The organism is Mycobacterium sp., assembly GCF_035314665.1.
Lineage (GTDB): Bacteria > Actinomycetota > Actinomycetes > Mycobacteriales > Mycobacteriaceae > Mycobacterium.
Genome location: NZ_DATFZD010000023.1, coordinates 1 through 18,831, shown reverse-complemented (window position 1 = coordinate 18,831; position 18,831 = coordinate 1). Strand labels below are relative to the sequence as shown.

Sequence of the window (18,831 nt, the reverse complement as noted above, 5' to 3'; positions counted from 1 at the left end):
TGTCGGCATTGACGACGATGACGAAGTCGCCACCGTCAACATTGGGGGTGAATGTCGGCTTGTGCTTGCCGCGCAGCAGGTTGGCTGCCGCGACGGCAAGGCGGCCGAGCACCACGTCCGTGGCGTCGATGACGTACCACGCCCGCGTGGTGTCACCCGCCTTCGGCGTGTAGGTAGACACAGCGCTTACCTTCTCTTCTCTCGGGTGGATCCCGGTGTGACCCGGGTGCCGGTCAGGCGTCGACGGCTAGGGATGATCTCGGCGACCGACATTGACCCGAGTCCCGGCGTACCGCACGCCAACGGTGCAGCTTACCGGGGGTCATCCACGCAGGTCAAAACGCCGCGTCGACCCCCAGTGATGGCGGTAACGCCTGACGAAAGCGGCCGGTGGTCGGCATTCGGCGCATCGGCTGCCCGAACGACTGGGACGGCGGGACACCGAAGACGGCCCGCGAGATCAAAAAGCCGTCGTCGTACCGGTATTCCTCGTCGGTGTGCACGCCTCTGCCGATGCGGAATTACCTGAAACTCGACGGGGTTTGGTGGCTGGGCCGCTCAATCGATCGGGAGTTGTTCTGCGGCAGCACTTTTAGACGCGCTGCTCCGCCGTACACGCGAGCCCGAACGCGTCGTCCACGAACCCGAGCTACCCCTCGAATGCGCTCGGGGCCGCGGCTCGCCTTAGCGCTAAAGGCGAATTGCTCTGCAGTCGGGGCGAATTCATGCGGCGACATCGAAGCACTGCGCCCCTGCCCGGACGTCTGTGCCATTTACATCCGTGGTATTTAACACCTGAGAAATTACCCCGCCAATCGCGCTATAGCCACTCGAGTCCAAAACTCCGGATGTTCCATCTGTCGAGCTATTGGGATTCGGTTGCCTTCGACCGATCGTCCGACGAATCTTCGTCTTTCTCTGCCGACTCCCCCGTGGCCGCCTCGCCATCGGCCGTGTCGGTCTCGGCATCAGGCTCTTCCGATTCCTGGGCCGGCTCATCGGCAGCGTCGTCGGCCTCATCCGCCGGCTCGCCGGCATTGTCTTCCGGGGCCACGGGCTCGCCTACCTCGACAGCGGGCAGCCAGTGCGCGCGCCACTCCTCCTCGGTGATGACACCGACCGGAGCGACATCCAGCTCCGCCGGCACGTGCTCGCCGCGACGGTCGGCGGCGATCGCCTTCTCGGTGCCCCGCACGGTATCGATGAATTCTAAAACCGCGGTGCGCAAGGTATTTTCGGCATCGACGTCCGCCGTCACCGTGATCGTCGTGATTTCTTCCGGGATCAGGTCGGCCGGCAGCCCCGCCCGAACGACGCGCTGAACCACCTTGTGCGCCAATGCCAAAGCCGGCTGAGCGGTAGGCACATCGTCCAACACCGAATTCCGCGCCTTCGCCTTCTTTTCTAAGGCCTTGCGCTCTTCCCACTCAGCCAACTGCTCGTCGAGCGAAATCGGCTCTCCAGCAAGGACTCCCGGAACCCGATTACCCAATTTGCGCACCAGCGTGTCGGCGACATCGTCGATGGTGAACGGATGCTGTGGCGCGTCCTCGGCGATCCGGGCGTGGAAAAGCACCTGCAGCAGCACGTCACCGAGCTCTTCTCGCAACGCATCGGCATCGCCGCTACGGACCGCATCGAAGACTTCGTAGGTCTCTTCCAGCAGGAACCGGCGGAGCGAGTCGTGAGTCTGCTCACTTTCCCACGGTCCGGCCGTCCGCAGCTTGTCCATCATCGCGACGGCGTCGACCAGGCGCTCCCCCGACTGCTGGTCGGGTGCGGAAATCAGCCGCTCACCGGCGGCCAATCGCGACTGAACAGACGGGTGCTCGGGGTCCGAAGACAGCAGTACCGGAGCGTCCTCCCCGGTGTGCGCGGGGCGCGCCGCCGGCAGCGTCCAGGGCACCGCGACCGGCATCTCCTCGGTGTACTGCACCTCACCGGTGAGCAACTCGATAGCTTCCACCGGAACCAGGGACGGACGGCGAGGGTCGACCAAGACGACAGTCATCGTGCCTGCCCCTCCTCACTCGGCGCCCGCCGATTTTCTTACATCAACCCTGCTCGATTGTCCCCCGTCCAGCGACGAGACCAAATCGGCCACCATTTGCACCAGTTCGACATCACGGATTCGTGGTGCGCCGACACCGCCGGCGCGCGGAATCGGGACCTGCACCGTCGCCGTGGTTGCGCGGTAACGGGCACCCGGATACATCCGCGCCAATCGCACCTGGGCGGAGTCCGGCAGTGTGATCGGCGCCAGCCGCACCGTGGCCGCGGACGCTGCCGACACTGTGCCTACCTCGGTAATACCGCGCTCGCGGCAGAGCAGTCGGAGTCGGGCCACCGCTACCAATCGCTCAGCGGTTTCGGGCAGCGCGCCGTAGCGGTCGGTCAGCTCCTCGACAACGGCATCGACTTGTCCGTCGTCGGCCGCCGCGGCCAGGCGGCGGTAGCCCTCCAGCCGCAGCCTGTCGCTGGGGATGTAGTCCGGCGGCAGGTGCGCATCGACCGGCAGGTCGATCCGGACGTCTTTGGGCTCCTCGGCGGTGGTAACGGTTTTTCCGTCGGCCGCGGCGCGATAAGCCTCGACCGCCTCACCCACCAGTCGCACATACAGATCAAAGCCGACTCCGGCGACGTGCCCGGACTGCTCGACGCCCAGCACATTGCCGGCGCCGCGGATCTCCAGATCCTTCATCGCCACCGACATGCCGGCGCCCAATTCGTTGTTCTGCGCGATCGTCGCCAGCCGGTCGTAGGCGGTCTCGGTCAGCGGGGCGTGTTGCGGATAAAGGAAATAGGCATAACCACGTTCGCGACTGCGGCCCACCCGACCCCGCAACTGGTGCAGCTGCGCCAGCCCGAAAGTGTCGGCGCGTTCGACGATGAGCGTGTTGGCGTTGGAAATGTCCAGGCCCGTCTCTACGATCGTGGTGCACACCAGGATGTCGAATTCGCGGTTCCAGAATCCTTCGACGGTGGTTTCCAGCAGATCCTCGGCCATTTGTCCATGCGCGACAGCGACTTTGGCCTCCGGCACCAGTTGCCGCACCCGCGCCGCGGTCTGGTCGATCGAGCTGACCCGGTTGTGCACGTAGAACGCCTGCCCGTCGCGCAGCAGCTCTCTGCGCAGCGCCGCGGCGACCTGCTTGTCGTCTTGCGGCCCGACGTAGGTCAGCACCGGATAGCGCTCTTCGGGCGGTGTCAGGATCGTCGACATCTCGCGGATCCCGGCCAGACTCATTTCCAGCGTGCGCGGGATCGGTGTCGCGCTCATCGTCAGCACGTCGACGTGAGTGCGCAGCGACTTGATGTGCTCCTTGTGCTCGACGCCGAAGCGCTGTTCCTCGTCGACGACCACCAGGCCGAGGTCCTTCCACCGCACCCCGGTCTGCAACAGCCGATGGGTGCCGATCACGACGTCCACCGAACCGTCGGCCAGGCCGTCGATCACCTCGCGGGATTCGGCGGGGTCGGTGAACCGGGACAGGCCTTTGATCCGGACCGGGAAGCCGGCCATCCGTTCGGTGAAGGTCTGCAGATGCTGGTCGGCAAGCAGTGTGGTGGGCACCATGACCGCGACCTGCTTACCGTCCTGAACGGCCTTGAACGCCGCCCGGACCGCGATCTCGGTCTTGCCGTAGCCGACGTCGCCGCAGATCACCCGGTCCATCGGGACCGGTTTTTCCATATCGGCCTTGACCTCGGTGATCGCGGTGAGCTGGTCCGCGGTTTCGGTGAAGCCGAACGCGTCCTCCATTTCGGCCTGCCACGGGGTGTCCGGCCCGAACGCATGCCCCGCGGACGCCTGCCGCTTGGCATACAGCGACACCAGCTCCCCGGCGATCTCCCGGACCGCTTTGCGGGCCTTCGTCTTGGTGTTGGTCCAGTCGCTGCCGCCAAGCCGGCTCAGCGCCGGCGCCTGCCCACCCACGTACCGCGACAGCTGGTCGAGGGAATCCATTGGCACATAAAGCTTGTCGGTTTCGTGCTGGCCCCGCTTGCTCGATGCGTACTCCAGCACCAGATACTCGCGGCGGGCTCCGCCGACGGTGCGCTCGGTCATCTCCACGAATCGCCCGATGCCGTGCTGGTCGTGAACGACCAGGTCGCCGGCGGTCAACGCCAGCGGGTCGACAGTGTTGCGGCGTTTGGCGGCCAGCCGCTTGCCGTCCGTGGCCGTGACCCGGTTGCCGGTCAGATCTGTCTCGGTGATGACAACCAGCGCTGCGCCCGGCACAACGACACCGTCGTGCAGCGGGCCTTTGAGCACCCCGACCACGCCGGCCTTGGGCTCGGCGCCCGGCTCCAACATCGTTGCCGGCGTGTCGGATTCGGCCAGCTGCTCGACCACCCGGTGCGCGGTTCCGGTTCCGGGCGCGACGACGGCGGCGACTCCGCCGGTCGATACGTGCGCGCGCAGCATCGCGAAGATTTCGTCGATGTCGCGCTGATGGCCGCGGGCCGACGGCGCGGAGCGGATGTCCAGCTCGATCGCCGACTCATCGGAAAGCTGGCTGAGCGTCCACCACGGGTGGCCGGAATCCCGGGTGGCGGCGCGCACCTCGTCGAGTTCGCGGAATCCCGATCCGCCGAGCTGCTCGACATCGATAGGCGAGTCACCGCCCAACGCGGCCACCGACCAGGATGCCTCGAGGAATTCGCGGCCGGTCTTGATCAGGTCAGCCGCCCGGGTACGGACCTTTTCCGGGTCGCAGACCAGCACCGGGGTGCCGTCGGCCAGCTGGTTGGTCAGCAGGGCCAGGTCGTCGGGCCTCAGCACCGGCAGCAACGCCTCCATGCCGTCGACCGCGATGCCCTCGGCGAGTTTGGCCAGCATGTCGGCGACACTGCCGGTGACCCCGTGCTCGGGCGGCGGCTGCTGCCCGGCCAGCACGGCGGCGCGGGCCCGCACGTCGTCGGTCAGCAACAGCTCCCGGCACGCGACCGCGACCAGCGTTTCGACGCTGATCTCGGGAATCGACCGCTGGTCGGCTACCGAGAACATCCGCATTTCGGTCACCTCGTCGCCCCAGAACTCCACCCGCATCGGGTGTTCGGCGGTCGGGGCGAAAATGTCGAGGATGCCGCCGCGGACGGCGAATTCGCCGCGCCGGCCGACCATGTCCACCCGGGTGTAGGCCAGCTCGACCAGCCGCGCTACTCCTCCTTCGAATCCCCCATCGGCGGCGGTGTCCGTGCCGACAGTCAGCGTGAGGGGTTCCAGCGAGCCCAGCTGCGGGGCCATCGGCTGCAGCAACGAGCGGACCGCGGTGACAACCACCCGCAACGGCGGGCCCAGCCGGGCGTCGTCGGGGTGGGCCAGCCGGCGCAGCAGCATCATTCGGGCGCCGACGGTGTCGACACCGGGCGAGAGGCGTTCGTGCGGCAGCGTCTCCCACGACGGGAACATCGCCACGGAGTCGCCGAAGACCCCACGCAGCTCCGCGGTCAGGTCATCGGCTTCCCGGCCGGTGGCGGTGACAACCAGCAACGGTCCCTGGCGGGCCAGCGCGCTGGTGACGAAAAGCCGCGCGCTGGCCGGGCCGACCAGCGTCAATTCGCCGGGTCGATCAGCGGCGAGGTCGATGAGTCGCTGCAGCGTCGGCGCGCGCAGCGCCAACTCCACCAGCCCCGCGATCGGGGTAACTACGCATTCCGGCCCCGGTGCGGTCATGATGCCGCCATTCTATGGGGCCGAAGCATGGGGCCGAACTTCATCAATTTCAGGCCCGGCACCATCAAGGATCCGTAAGGGCAGCAGCATCCGATAAAACCGCGCGGACGCTGGAGTCATGACAACAACGTTGCCGGACATCCTGCCCTCCTTGGGCTATGCGGCTCCGCCGCGGTTCCATCCGGCGATCTGGCCGCTTACCACCCATTCCGACGATGAGGGCCGGCTCTGCATCGGCGAGGTACCCCTGACCGACATCGCCGACGAGTTCCGCACCCCGACGTATCTGATCGACGAGGCCGACTTCCGCTGTCGCGCCAGCCGCTATCGCACCGCGCTGCGTAACGCCGAGGTCGTCTACGCCGGCAAGTCGCTGCTGACCATCGAGGTGGCGCGCTGGGTCCGCGAAGAGGGGCTCGGTGTCGACGTCTGCTCGGCCGGTGAACTGGCCACCGCGCTGGCCGCCGGCGTGGAAAAGGCCCGCATCATCATGCACGGCAACGCGAAGTCGCAAGACGAGTTGCGGGCCGCGGTGCGCAACGGGGTCGGCCGCATCGTGCTGGATTCCTGCATCGAAATCACCGACCTCGCGGGTTTGGCGGAGCAGCGGCAGCGGGTGCTGATCCGGGTGACCCCGGACATCGACATTCACGGCCACCGCGCCATCACCACCGGGGTCAGTGATCAGAAGTTCGGCTTCACCCTTGCCGGCGGGCACGCCGCAGACGCGGTGGCGCGCGTGCTGGCGCACCCCACCCTCGACCTGATCGGACTGCATTGTCATCTCGGCTCGCAGGTCACCGATGCTGCGCTCTATGGCGAAGCGATTCGCCGGATGATCGCCGCCATGGCCGACGTCCGCACCCGGCACGGCGTCATCCTGACCGAGCTGAACATCGGTGGCGGCCATGGCATTCCGTACCTGGCCGGTGACCCGGAGCTGTCCATCGACGAGCTGGCCCGGGTGATCGAGGACGCGCTGGACGCGGCCTGCGCCGCCGAGCGTTTCCCCCGGCCGACCATCGTGGTCGAGCCCGGCCGGGCGATCAGCGCGCGGGCCGGCGTCACCTTGTATGAGGTGCGCGGCATCAAGACGCAACCCGGCGGGCGGACCTTCGTCGCCGTCGACGGCGGAATGAGCGACAACCCGCGGGTATCGCTGTACGGGGCGAAATACACTGTCGCGCTTGCCAATCGGCACTCGCTCGCACCGAGGCAGCGGGTCACGGTGGCAGGCAGACACTGCGAGGCAGGCGACGAGATCGCCCGTGACGTCGAGCTTCCGGCCGACCTGCACCCGGGCGACCTGCTGGCGGTGGCGTGCACCGGCGCCTACCACCACAGCATGGCGTCGAACTACAACATGGTCGGTCGGCCGCCGCTGGTGGCCGTGAAAGATGGCCGCGCCCGCGAACTGGTCCGCCGCGAAACGACCGCCGACCTGCTATCGCGCGACCGCGGATAACGCTTGGTCTAATGGTCCGGCTCCTCCTCGGGCCGCGCGCGGGCCGAATCGTCGCCGAACTATTCGTCCTGCAGGTGCGGATCGGCTTCCAGATGAGTCAAGCCGTTCCACATGAGGTTGACCAGATGGGCGGCCACGACTTCCTTTTTGGGTTCGCGGGTGTCGAGCCACCACTGCGCGGTCATCGACACCGAGCCGACCAACGCCTGGGCGTACAGCGGCGCCAGACCCGGGTCCAGGCCGCGACGGGCGAAGTCGCCGGCCAGGATCGAGGCGACCTGGCTGACGGCATCGTTGAGCAGGCTGGAATAGGTACCCGAACTGATGGCCGCCGGCGAGTCGCGGATCATGATGCGAAAGCCGTCGGTGCGTTCCTCGACGTAGGTCAGCAGTGCCAGCGCCACCCGCTCGACGCGCACCCGGGAGCGGTTGTTGGTCAGCGACGACGTGATGCCGTCCAGCAGGGCCGACATCTCCCGGTCGACGACGACCGCGTACAGCCCTTCCTTGCCGCCGAAGTGCTCGTAGACGACTGGTTTGGACACGTTGGCCCGCAGCGCGATCTCTTCGATCGAGGTGCCCTCGTAGCCGCGTTCGGCAAACAGCGACCGGGCGATATCGATGAGTTGATGCCGCCGCTCGCTGCCGGTCATCCTGGCGCGCGGGGCACGCACCTCTTTCTCCGGTGCTGCCACGCCTACCAGGTTATCGGTTGCACTACAGTCTGACGAAGGCATCAGTGTGCGCGGCCGGCCCGGTGGCCGGCCGACGGCGGCCGATCGGCTCGCCGCTGATGCGTGGTCCGTCGTGGTGTAATCGGCAGCACATCAGATTTTGGTTCTGAGAGTTCAGGTTCGAGTCCTGGCGACGGAGCAATCGCGCACCGGATCTGCGGCTGGTTAACCGCGATAACCTGGGCAGTCACGGACACGTCCTTCAGTACTTGTGGATATGCTGTTTTTACGCAGCCGTAAGGGGCACGGCTGTTATAGGGAGATACGGACATGGCGGCGCTCGGCGCGACAGGTCACGAACGAGGCCCGCAACCTCGCTCGAAAGCCGACGCCGATGGCGGCCTCACGATCGCGCACCGCCTCGAGCACCGCGCACTTGTCGACCCGGATCACCGCGCCTTCTCGTTCCTCGGGGACGGCGACGGCGTCACGACGCGCACCTGGGCCGAGCTTGCCGCGGGTGCGAGCGCCGTGGCCGCCGTTTTGGCGGACCTCCCGCGCACGCAGGAGCAGCCGCGCGCGCTGCTGCTCCTGCCCGACGACGCGACGTTTCTCGACGCGTTGTTCGGCTGCTTTTACGCTGGCGTGTGCGCGGTTCCGGCGCACATCCCGATCCCGTCGCGGCTCGCGCAGACGTTGCCGCGCCTGTTGGCGATCGTCGCCGACGCGCGACCTGACATCGTCCTCACCACCCGCCAGATACTCCCCGCGCGAGACCTGGTCCCGGCGCTCGCCGATATCCCGTGCATCGCGGTCGACGACCTTGCCGACGCGCCGCCGCCCGAGTCAACTGTCAAACTCGAGGATCTCGCCATCCTCCAGTACTCATCGGGCTCCAGCGGCACGCCGCGCGGCGTGATGGTCAGCCATGCGAACCTGATGGCCAATGAAGCGATGATCGAAGACGCGTTCGGGCACACATCGTCGACGGTGGCCCTGGGTTGGCTGCCTTTCCAACACGACATGGGCCTCATCGGCTACGTGATCCAACCGGTCTACGTGGGTTTCGAGTGCGTGATCATGTCGCCACTGCAGTTCCTCAAGCATCCGCTGCGCTGGCTGCAGGAGATCACGCGGCACCGCGCTACCCGAAGTGGCGGCCCGAACTTCGCCTACGAAATGTGCGTCGCCGCAGTGGAGCGCCAGGGCGACAAGAGCCTCGCCGGCCTCGACTTGTCGAGCTGGGACCTCGCGTTCGTCGGTGCCGAGCCGGTGCGCGCGGCGACCCTCGACCGCTTCGCAGCGACATTCGCCAAGGTCGGCTTTCGCCGCGAGGCGTTCTACCCGTGCTATGGGCTCGCCGAAGCGACGTTGATCGTATCGGGCGGGCGGCGCGATGAGCCGCCGACCGTGTGGCGCGACCCGAATGGTCACGCGCGCGTCAGCTGCGGTCGCGCGCGCCTGAGCACCGAGCTCGCGATCGTCGACCGGGCACGCGGTGCTCGCTGCGAAGACGGCGTTGAGGGCGAGATCTGGGTCCACGGCCCGAGCGTCGCGGGCGGCTACTTCGGTGACGAGCAGACCTCGCGCGCAACGTTCGCCGCCAGGCTCGACGGCACCCCCGACAATTCCAGGTGGCTACGAACTGGCGATCTCGGCTGCGTCGTCGACGGCGAGCTGTACATCACCGGCCGCGCCAAAGACGTGGTCGTCAAAAACGGCGTCAACTTTGCCGCGGAGGACCTCGAGACCACCGTCGAACAGCTCCGCCTTGGATCGCTGCATGCGAACGGATGCGCGGCATTCAGCCACGACGACGGCCTCCGCGAACGGCTCGTGATCGTCACGGAGATCGCGCGCGACGCGGTAGCGGAATGGAGCGAGGTGGCCGACCAGATCGTCGCTGCCGTTGCGACCGCACACGGGACGCCGGCCGACTCGGTGGTATTCGTCAACCGTGGCGGCATTCCCCGCACGACCAGCGGCAAGATCAGGCGCAGCGAGTGCCGCACTCAGTACTCGCGGGGCGAGCTCATCGAGGTCCATCGTCATGTGACCGAGCGACTCACATGACACGCGGCTACGCGCTCGCCGCGTTCACGGTTTTCGCACCGCCAACCGCCGTGGTCGCGGCCACGGCGTTGTGGTTCGGTGGAATTGGGCCCTCGCGAACCGACCTGATCGTGTTGGTAGTCGGCGCGGCTGCGACCCTATTGGGAGTCGAGCTGGGCTTTCACCGCTATTTCACGCACCGCTCCTTCACCGCGCATCCGGCGCTGATCTGGATCCTCGGCGCACTCGGATCAAGCGCGTGCCTCGGCCCGGTGATGTGGTGGGTCGCGACGCATCGCCGCCACCATGCGCTCGCGGACCGCGAGGGTGATCCGCACTCGCCACACTGGCCGTTCAGCGGCGTGCACGGGTTGGTGCACGCGCACGTCGGATGGCTATTTCGTCCCGAACACACCGCGATGACGATCTCCGCGGGCGAGGTGAAGGACCTGTGGCAAAGCCCGCGCACGGTCGCACTGCACCGCAGCTACCTCGTGTGGGGCGTGCTGGGGCTGGTGATCCCGACGCTGATCGGCTTCGCCGCCGGCGGCGCGCGCGGCGCGCTCACAGGCTTTCTGTGGGGCGGGATGATTCGAGTGTTCGTGGTCAGCCAACTAACCTGGGCCGTCAATTCGTTCGGCCATGCGTTCGGTGGCCGCGCGCAGTTGCCGCACTCGGGCCAGGCGCGCAACAGCGTGTGGCTAGTGCTGCCGGGCTTCGGTGGCGGATATCACGCCAACCACCACGACGCACCGGGCGCGTACACCACCCGGGTGCGCTGGTGGCAAATCGATATCGGCGGCGCGGCAATACGCGTGTTGTCGGCGTGCGGGCTAGCTCGTGACCTCAAGCAGCCGGTGCTCAGCAAGACGGAGTCCTGACTGGATGAGCGAGACGTACTTGGGCGCCGGGCCGGCTGCGATTCGCCATCACTATGACGTCGGCAATGAGTTCTGGCAGGTCTGGCTCGATCCGACGATGAGTTATTCGTGCGCGATGTGGGAGGACCCCGACGACGATCTCGAGCGCGCGCAACGTCGCAAGCTTGACTTCCATGTCGATCAGGCGCGCGCCTCCGGCGCAGCGCGCGTGCTCGACATCGGCTGCGGTTGGGGCGCCATGCCGATGCATCTGGTGGCCTCGCACGGCGTGGAACGTGTTGTAGGGCTCACGCTCTCCGACGCGCAGGCCGAATACCTGCGCGAGATCGCACCGGACAACGTCGAGGTCTTGGTGCGCAACTGGACTGACTACCAGCCGACTGAGCCGTTCGATGCCATCATCTCCGTCGGTGCGTTCGAGCATTTTGCGCGCCAAGGCTTGTCGCCGGAGGAGCAAATCGAGGCCTACCGCAGATTCTTCCGTTCGTGCCGAGATTGGCTCAAGCCCGGCGGGCGGCTCTCGCTGCAGACGATCGCGTACGGCGACATTCCGCGTGATCGACCGTTGCGCGACCGTTTCATCGTTGACGAGGTCTTCCCCGACTCGGAGCTGCCACGGCTCGCGGACATCGCGCGCGCCGCGGAAATGGAACTCGAGATCGAAAGGGTGCGAAACGATCGCGGTGACTACGTCAGAACGCTGCGTTCATGGTTCGACCGCTTGCGTGCTCAGCGAGCCGACGCGGTTGCAGTGTCCAGCGAGGAGGTGGTCGCGCGCTGCGAGCATTACCTGCGCATGTTCGCCTACTCGTTTGAGCTCGGCGCATTCACACTCCTGCGCTTGACCATGCGACGGATCGATCTACCGGGGCGATGGTAGCGATGGACACGGGGGAGGATCAGATTAAGAGCTACGACGAGATCGAAGCGGTGCTGGCCGCATACGTCGCGCAACGGACCAAAACGCCGGCCGACGAGATCGATCGCACCCGCCGCTTCGACCATCTCGGCCTCGATTCGGCGGACGCGGTCGCGCTGATGGGCGAGCTGGAGGATTTCGTCGGCCGCCCACTATCCGCCTTTCTCCCCTACACGTTTCCGACGATCGAACAGCTCGCGCGTGAGGTGGCCGACGGCGCCGGATGAATTTCCAGCCGCACGAACGGAGATCGCGAAACGACGGCTGACATCCGAGACGACCCGGCCCGTGCGGTTTGCTGGAGACCCCGGGCAGGTACCGAGACGAATGTGTGCGGCGCTTCGGCATCGCTTAAGCGCTGAGCTTGCGAAACTGAGTCATTTCTTAACTGCGACTGAGTAAGCGCGGGATTCCGTATCAGCTACTACCACGAGCTCATGCCGCCGAGTACATTCCGAGTCGCATGCCACATCCGGGACCCAAGCTGAAACGTCGTTTTGCCGAACGGCGCGCAGAGGTTCGTTCTGCCCTTCTGCCAGCGTGTTCGTGGCTGAAGACCGCTGACTTCCGAAGTTGTTGCGTATCTAAAATAGACCGGAAGTGGGGTTACCATTAAATTCTGCGCAGGAATTAAGTTGGTGATTACGCATGATGGAATGCGATCCGTATTTAATTCGGTGAATAACAAAACTGGAGTTCAATTCGATGCAGAAACGGATACCAACACGCGTTGTTCCGATAGATTCCATGACTGGCAGTCGGTTCGAACTTCATCAACGACTTAGCTGGCAAGACCCGGACATCGGTGCGACGTTGCTGCTATCGCAGCCGACGTTGGATCCCGACTTGTGGGCCGAATTCTCACTCGGCGCAGAGCGTAGCTACCGCAAACATGGTGTTGAGTGCGCCCTGGACTTGGACATGCTGCGCAGTGGAGCCGATACCATCATGTTCTTCGCAATGATCGATGACGCCGGGCGGATGGTCGGGGGATTGCGGGCCAAAGGACCGCTGCGGTCGGCTGACGACACGCACGCGGTCGGCGAATGGGCGGGGCAGCCCAGCCAGCAGGCGGTCCGCGACATGATCGCCGACCGGATTCCATTCGGCGTCCTGGAGATGAAGGCGGGCTGGGTAATCGATGACCCGGACAGGAATCGTTCTCTTATCGCCGCTTTAGCCCGCAGCGGTTGCCACATTACGGCTCTCCTCGAATGTCAGTTCATGATGGCCACCGCCGCGTCACACGTGCTGAACCGGTGGCGGTCGGCGGGTGGGGTGGTGGCAGCCATTCCGGCTGCGCCGTACCCTGATGACCGCTACAAAACCAAGATGATCTGGTGGAATCGGCGCGACTTCGTTCAGCACGCCCAACCGCAGCAGGCCGCCAAAATCCTGGTGGAGTCGCAGCAACTAACCCAAGAGTTCTACGGCCGGCGTAACACAAAGTTCGCCTCGCGAAATGTCGGGTAGTTAGCCGCGCCGGACCTTGGTGTACACGAGCCACCGCGTGCTGCGAGCTTCCCGGAGTCGGAGGGGACCTGGTGCCTTGAGCCACAGGTGGTCTCGTCATCGAGCAGGCGGCCGCCTTCGCACGGTTACAGGATGCCTCCGGCGTATACAAGGATCCGCGGCACCTTCAGCGGAAAGATCGCTGACGGCGAACGGCAGATGAGAGCCGCAACGTCGCTAATTCGAGAAGTCCATTTGTACGAACCGCCGGGCAAGCAGCGATTCCATCGCCGCCGTGTCGAGGGGGCGGGACAGCAAAAAGCCTTGCGCCCGATAACAACCCAAATCAAGCAGCGCCCTGGCCGCCGCGACGGTTTCAACGCCTTCGGCGATAACGTCGAGACCGAAGGCATCGGCCAAGGCCATGACCTGCCGCAAGATCGCCAGATCGGGCGAGTCTGGCCCGAGCTCGCGGACAAATTCTTTGTCGATCTTGAGCGAGTCGACGGGGAGTGACTTCAAATATGTCAACGCGCTGTAGCCGGTGCCGAAGTCGTCGATCGCGACCTGCACGCCGACTTCCTTCAACCCGGCCAGCGTTTTGTGGGTGGTGTCGATGTCTTTGACCACGACGTTTTCGGTGATCTCGAGGCACACCGTGGCTGCGTCGACAACGAACTCATCCAGCGTCGCGGCGACCATGGCGACAAAGCCGTCCGTGACAAGCTGCGCGGGCGACACGTTGACGCGCAGCACAATATCGCGGCCCAAGCCGCGGTTATGCCAATAACTGAATTGCGCGCAGGCTGAGCGCATTACGAGGCGGCCGAGTTTTCCGGCAAGGTTGATGGATTCGACCACACCCATGAACGAATCCGGCATCAGGAGCCCTCGAGTGGGGTGTCGCCAACGGATGAGCGCCTCGGTCGCCAGAACCTCACCGGTGCGCATGTCAAACTCCGGGAGGTAATGCAGGACCAACGCACCGTTGTCGCTCTCGATGGTCCCTTCCAGGTGTAGCTCGATGTCGTTACGGATAGCGTATTTTTCCGCCATCTCCGGGTTGAAGGCTGCAACCGCATTTCCGCCGACGTTCTTGGCGGACACGACGGCCTGGTCGGCCCGGCGCAGTAAGTCCGACGCGTTGTCACTTCCGGGTACACCGACCGCGACGCCGATACTGACCGTGCGGGTGATCGTTTCGCCATCGACCTCCACTTGCTTGTGGACTTGCTTTTGCAACAGTTCGGCCAACGCCTCGGCGGCTTCGGCATCCATCGGGACGGTTGGCACAATGACAAATTCGTCGCCGCCGAAGCGCGCGATGACTGACGAGGCGTCGGCGGCCTCACGCAAAAGCTGCGCAAAGGCCTCGATGAATCGGTCGCCGGCCTTGTGACCGAGGTGATCGTTAACTGCCTTGAGACGGTCCAGGTTAAGGAACACTATTGCGACCGGGCCCGGGTGGCCGTCGGCAAGTCGGCCGTCCAGGTGGGCCATCAGCGCCCGGCGATTCAGTAGACCGGTGAGGTCATCGTGTTCGGCGAGATAGTGCAGCCGCTCTTCGGCCACAATGCGAGCCTGCACTTGAGCGAATAGGGCGGCGATCGCCTGCAGCGCATTCAGCTCCGCCGGCAGCCATTCCCGATCCCCGACCTTGACGAAACCCAGGGTGCCCGTGGTGATGTCCCCGGACAGCAGCGGCACGCAGGCGATTGAACTGCTCGGAACGCCGGTGCCCTCCTCGATGTTGCGTTGATAGTCGGCGTTCGCTGGTTCGGGGCGCAATACGTCGGGCTCTTTAAGATTCTCGGCCTGCGCGAAGGTCGAGTCGGCATCGGCGAAATACACCACGCCGATCGGGTCGGGGTCGGGAACGAACGGCCGTGGCGGCCATAGCGCGACGAGCACCGTCGCGTGGATCGTGTGGTCATTGTGGCGGAGAAAGCCGAAATCCACGCCCAAGTGGCTAACCACGTTCGCAATCACCCATTCGCTATTCGCGACGTGGTTCGCTGCGGTTGCAGCCATCAACTTGGCGGCCGACGCCGTCACCAATTCGTCTAGCGATCCCGACACCCCCTATACGGTAGCCGGTATCAACGCTCCAGCAAACGAACACGAGCAAGACTGCGACGACTCCGCACCGAAGCCGGGTGGCTGAAACCGAATCGCAATACAAGAACCGGCGACGCGTCGGCCTGTATACCTACTAGCTTCCGGAACTCTTGCTGCAGGCCGCTGAGCTCGTCGAGGAAGGACGTCGACAACTCGGCGAGGTCTTCGTCATCGCGCGCATAGAGGAAGACCGGCGATATCGGCTGAACGGCCAGCCCGCGCTGTTGCGCGGTAATCCAAACCGCCTCGGCCGCTGATCCCCCGCGAGCGTAGTCGGTCAATGTACCCCTAGGCGCCGCAATGACGGCTACCGCAGAGCTGGCCGCCACTCGGCGGCGAGTGTCTTCACCCAAGGCAGTTCCGGCGTTCCAGCGCGCCAGGTGAGCCATCACGTCGGGGCGCCGCAAGATGTCAAGCACGCCAAGTTCGCTCGGTTCGAGCTCGAGGCTGTTCACATCGATACCGGTATCGGGACAGTCATCATCGGGCCAACGAAGCTCAGAAACCATCTCGGCGTGCAATCGCGGCGTCAGGTAGCGGGTGCGGTCGGTGGCGGCGAAAATCGTTGCGACCCTGTCGATGTCGTTAGGCCTTGTGATGAGATGCAGTTGAGCTCCTTCTCGCTGCGCGAGCGAGGCCAGCAGTTCGATCGTGTCGGCGGTGATCGGTTGGGGCGTTCCGAGGCGGCGGTTGGTTTCCCGCGCCAGCATCGGTTGATACAGCGCGGCTAGGTCGGGATTAGCCCCTGCCCGCAGATCCAGTCGGGCCTGCAATGGCGCGCCGCCGACGTCTTGCCGGAGGCTCACCGGTCCCAGCATCTGTCGGGCGGCAGCAGCTACTTTCGCGTTGAAGAGGGCCGCTCCGAGCGCAACTGCACTGGCGCGCAACCCGACGTCCAGCGTCGAGGTGTGCTGTGGCGCAAGGCTGATGGTGACCGCATCAGGCGCGGCGTCAATATGCCACGGCTGGGAGTTGCTGGCAGAGGGAGCACGGATCGCTGCTGCGGCAACGATGCCTGACAGACCCGGTAGCGAAGGGTCTGAATACTGTTCTGGAGGAGAGTTATTCGCGTTCATCTCCGGCTCATCGAGCTGATCGAGCCGACCGCCGACGTCGATGCGCGCCCGGCCCGACCGCAGCGCCTCACCCACTCCGATCCTGCGCACGGCCTCGGCGACTGCCGTCGCTCCCAACACCACATCGCCGGCCAACTGTGGCCACGTCGAAAGCTGGCGGTCGAGTTCGACCGCCGACGCCGCCAAACGTGGCGACAACTGTTCAGCCTCGAGAAAACGCAGCAAGTGCGGAACCATTTCCCCCTTACTCATTTGCGGAAGGCGTGCGAAATCCAACTCCCCCAGCAGGCCGTGCAGAATCGGACGTTGCGGCTCCAGGTCGAAACGTTCCACGTCCACCAGGCCCCGATCGCTGGATGCCATCAGCACCGGAATCCCACGCGCGCGGGCGCCTTCCCGCACAACGGCCTTCATATCCAGCGAATCGCATTCCTCAACCACGATGTCGAGCCCGTCGAGAAACTCGTCGATGGTATCGACGGTCAGGCCCGCGTCCAGAACCCGGACCTCTAAATACGGGTCGAGCTCGGCGATCCTTCGGGCCGCCACCTCGGCTTTGTTGACCCCGAGGTCGAACACCGTCGACGGCACCCGGTTGAGGTTGGAGAGCTCGAGGCGATCGAAATCCGCCAGCCGGAGCTCACCACACATACCCTGTGCGGCGAGGGTGTGCGCAATGACATGCCCGACGCTCAAGCCGGCGACGCCGATGCGCAGCGTCCCGAACCGGGCCTGTTCCTCGGCCGTGATCATGTTCCGGTTGCGGTCCAACCGCACCGCCCGAAACGCCCGCGGACCCAACACCGCCACCACGGTCCGCCGCCAGGGGTAATAGGCCCAGCGGCACGGTTCGGCGACAAGCTCAGGGTCGGGCGGTGGCAGCAGCTTGCGCACTTCCTCGAGCTGGGAGTCGCTGTGGTCGATGAACTCGATCACAGGATCGGCCCGCAACCGTTCCAACACCGCTTTGTCAGCGGGTTCTGCGGGGTCGAACACGAGTGCCGTGCGGGCTGCGATGGTTATCTCCTTGATGTCAGCCACGCATGCACGCAACGGACATCGTGACTTCGGGCGTACGCCCAAGCCTAAGCGAACACACTGGTCAGCTTGATCGATTGCGTTGTACCTGAGCGCATCTGTGTATTCTTGGGCCAACGCGATCACTGGCCAACCCCGGAGCTTAATTTCAGCGTCACGTCGGCGCATTTATCCAATAACCGCAGGCTGGATATACTTCTCGCCTCTCGACGGAAATGCCTGCGTGAATGGAGCAGCGCCTGTTATACAACCGTATAACTGCGGCCCGGAGAGACAGTCTTTCCCCGCGCCGTGCGTAGATCGGAGGACACCTTGTCGTCCAGCCTGGGTCTCGTCACGACAGTCGCTACCCAGCTGATGGAAGCGACCGCATCGACAGCCGCCCAGGTGAGCGAACAGGTGCTGATGAAGCTCGTCGAGCACCTCGACGTCGACGTGTGCTTCTTACGCCACAACGACCACCACGCCAAGGTGTCAAAGGTGGTCGCGGAATGGCCGCCGCGACCCTATCGCGCAGACCCCGACCCGCTGGCGGTTGCCCGCTTCACCAACGCCAACCCCGTCTTCGCGATGTGCGAATCGCTCAAGGAACCGACCGTGATGGCAGCAACACTTCCGTATTACGGTTACCTGTGCCCAACGGAGGAAGCCGACCTGATCTCGTCGCCGTCGGTGGCTGTCGCACCATTGCTTTCGGGCGGCGTAACCACCGGCCTGCTCGGCTTCGGCAAATTCCGCAGCAAGAAGTGGCAGTCGGACGAGTTCAGCATGCTTGAGGCGATCGCGTCGCTGTTTGCCCAACTCCAGGCCCGTATCGCTGCCGAAGACAAGCTTCGCTATCTGGCTGAGCACGACGACCTGACCGACCTGCGCAATCGTCGAGCGCTTGTCGCCCACCTTTCCGACAGGCTCAGCGCAAGATCGCCCGGACCCGTCGCGATTTTGTACATCGACCTAGACCGGCTGAAGGCGATCAACGATTGTTTCGGCCATGGCGCCGGCGATTGGTTCATCAAGCTGTTCGCCGAGCGGCTTCGTCAGTACGCCGGCAGTCAAAGCATGGTTGCCAGGCTCGGCGGGGACGAATTCGTCGTTGTTCCCGATCACCCTATGACGACCGACTCCGCATTGTCGTTCGCCAATCGGGTTCTAAAGATGGTGTGCGATCGAGTGGCTATCAGCGGCCACACGATCACCCGAACGGTAAGCATTGGTGTCGCGGCCGGCGAGCCGGGGCGTGATGACAGTGCCGACTTACTGCGTCGTGCCGATGAAGCTGTCCTCTCGGCCAAGCGCAGCGGCGGCAACCAGGTCGTGCTGTCCGACGACCTTTCACTGAAAAGACTGTTCCGAAACGAGATCGAACTCCATCTTCAGGGCCAGATCGACCGTGAAGCGCTGTTGCTGCACTACCTTCCCGAGGTTGACCTGCGGACCGGCGCTATCGTGGCCGCTGAGGCGCTCGTCCGCTGGCGG

General features: G+C 65.0%; 13 protein-coding genes, 1 tRNA gene and 1 pseudogene. 8 read left to right on the top strand and 7 right to left on the bottom strand.

Features of this window, described 5'->3' with window-relative positions; genetic code table 11:
* The 4 genes and pseudogenes from VKI00_RS01790 to mfd all read right to left on the bottom strand — a co-directional run.
* On the bottom strand, nucleotides 1-181 hold a 181-nt coding region (locus VKI00_RS01790; protein WP_324434834.1), incomplete at its 3' end, for a 50S ribosomal protein L13.
* Nucleotides 182-335: 154 nt separating this feature from the next.
* Nucleotides 336-503, bottom strand: coding sequence for a hypothetical protein (locus VKI00_RS01785; RefSeq protein WP_324434833.1), 168 nt, complete (start codon nucleotides 501-503; stop codon nucleotides 336-338).
* Nucleotides 504-865: 362 nt separating this feature from the next.
* Entirely contained in the window at nucleotides 866-2,011 is a 1,146-nt protein-coding gene (locus VKI00_RS01780) for a nucleoside triphosphate pyrophosphohydrolase (RefSeq protein ID WP_324434831.1), read from the bottom strand.
* Nucleotides 2,008-5,680, bottom strand: a pseudogene (gene mfd, locus VKI00_RS01775) (transcription-repair coupling factor). The gene VKI00_RS01780 and the pseudogene mfd overlap by 4 nt, the downstream one beginning before the upstream one ends.
* Before the next feature lie 118 nt (nucleotides 5,681-5,798).
* Between mfd and lysA the strand changes: the two are divergent.
* Nucleotides 5,799-7,145, top strand: coding sequence for a diaminopimelate decarboxylase (gene lysA / locus VKI00_RS01770; protein ID WP_324434828.1), 1,347 nt, complete (start codon nucleotides 5,799-5,801; stop codon nucleotides 7,143-7,145).
* A 59-nt stretch (nucleotides 7,146-7,204) separates the two neighbouring features.
* On the opposite strand, the gene VKI00_RS01765 is transcribed toward lysA, so the two are convergent.
* Complete coding sequence (locus VKI00_RS01765) at nucleotides 7,205-7,798, bottom strand: TetR/AcrR family transcriptional regulator (protein ID WP_324434840.1); 594 nt, start codon at nucleotides 7,796-7,798, stop codon at nucleotides 7,205-7,207.
* Nucleotides 7,799-7,946: 148 nt separating this feature from the next.
* Between VKI00_RS01765 and VKI00_RS01760 the strand changes: the two genes are divergently transcribed.
* From VKI00_RS01760 to VKI00_RS01735, 6 genes are all read left to right on the top strand, one after another.
* Nucleotides 7,947-8,018 (top strand) — tRNA-Gln (locus VKI00_RS01760).
* A 131-nt stretch (nucleotides 8,019-8,149) separates the two neighbouring features.
* Nucleotides 8,150-9,892: a fatty acyl-AMP ligase gene (locus VKI00_RS01755; RefSeq protein WP_324434826.1), complete on the top strand. Its 1,743-nt coding sequence runs from the start codon at nucleotides 8,150-8,152 to the stop codon at nucleotides 9,890-9,892.
* A complete protein-coding gene (locus VKI00_RS01750; RefSeq protein ID WP_324434824.1) occupies nucleotides 9,889-10,752 on the top strand; it encodes an acyl-CoA desaturase in 864 nt (287 codons plus the stop codon). The genes VKI00_RS01755 and VKI00_RS01750 overlap by 4 nt, the downstream gene beginning before the upstream one ends.
* Nucleotides 10,753-10,756: 4 nt before the next feature.
* Entirely contained in the window at nucleotides 10,757-11,632 is an 876-nt protein-coding gene (locus tag VKI00_RS01745) for a class I SAM-dependent methyltransferase (protein WP_324434822.1), read from the top strand.
* A gap of 2 nt (nucleotides 11,633-11,634) precedes the next feature.
* A complete protein-coding gene (locus VKI00_RS01740) occupies nucleotides 11,635-11,898 on the top strand; it encodes an acyl carrier protein (RefSeq protein WP_324434820.1) in 264 nt (87 codons plus the stop codon).
* A 520-nt stretch (nucleotides 11,899-12,418) separates the two neighbouring features.
* Nucleotides 12,419-13,144, top strand: coding sequence for a hypothetical protein (locus VKI00_RS01735; protein ID WP_324434819.1), 726 nt, complete (start codon nucleotides 12,419-12,421; stop codon nucleotides 13,142-13,144).
* 216 nt (nucleotides 13,145-13,360) lie between these two features.
* On the opposite strand, the gene VKI00_RS01730 is transcribed toward VKI00_RS01735, so the two are convergent.
* Entirely contained in the window at nucleotides 13,361-15,202 is a 1,842-nt protein-coding gene (locus tag VKI00_RS01730; RefSeq protein WP_324434817.1) for a putative bifunctional diguanylate cyclase/phosphodiesterase, read from the bottom strand.
* A gap of 20 nt (nucleotides 15,203-15,222) precedes the next feature.
* Entirely contained in the window at nucleotides 15,223-17,349 is a 2,127-nt protein-coding gene (locus VKI00_RS01725; protein WP_414687096.1) for an Rv1355c family protein, read from the bottom strand.
* 318 nt (nucleotides 17,350-17,667) lie between these two features.
* On the opposite strand from VKI00_RS01725, the gene VKI00_RS01720 reads away from it, so the two are divergent.
* Nucleotides 17,668-18,831: diguanylate cyclase domain-containing protein (locus VKI00_RS01720; protein ID WP_324434836.1), on the top strand; the 1,164-nt coding region annotated here is incomplete at its 3' end.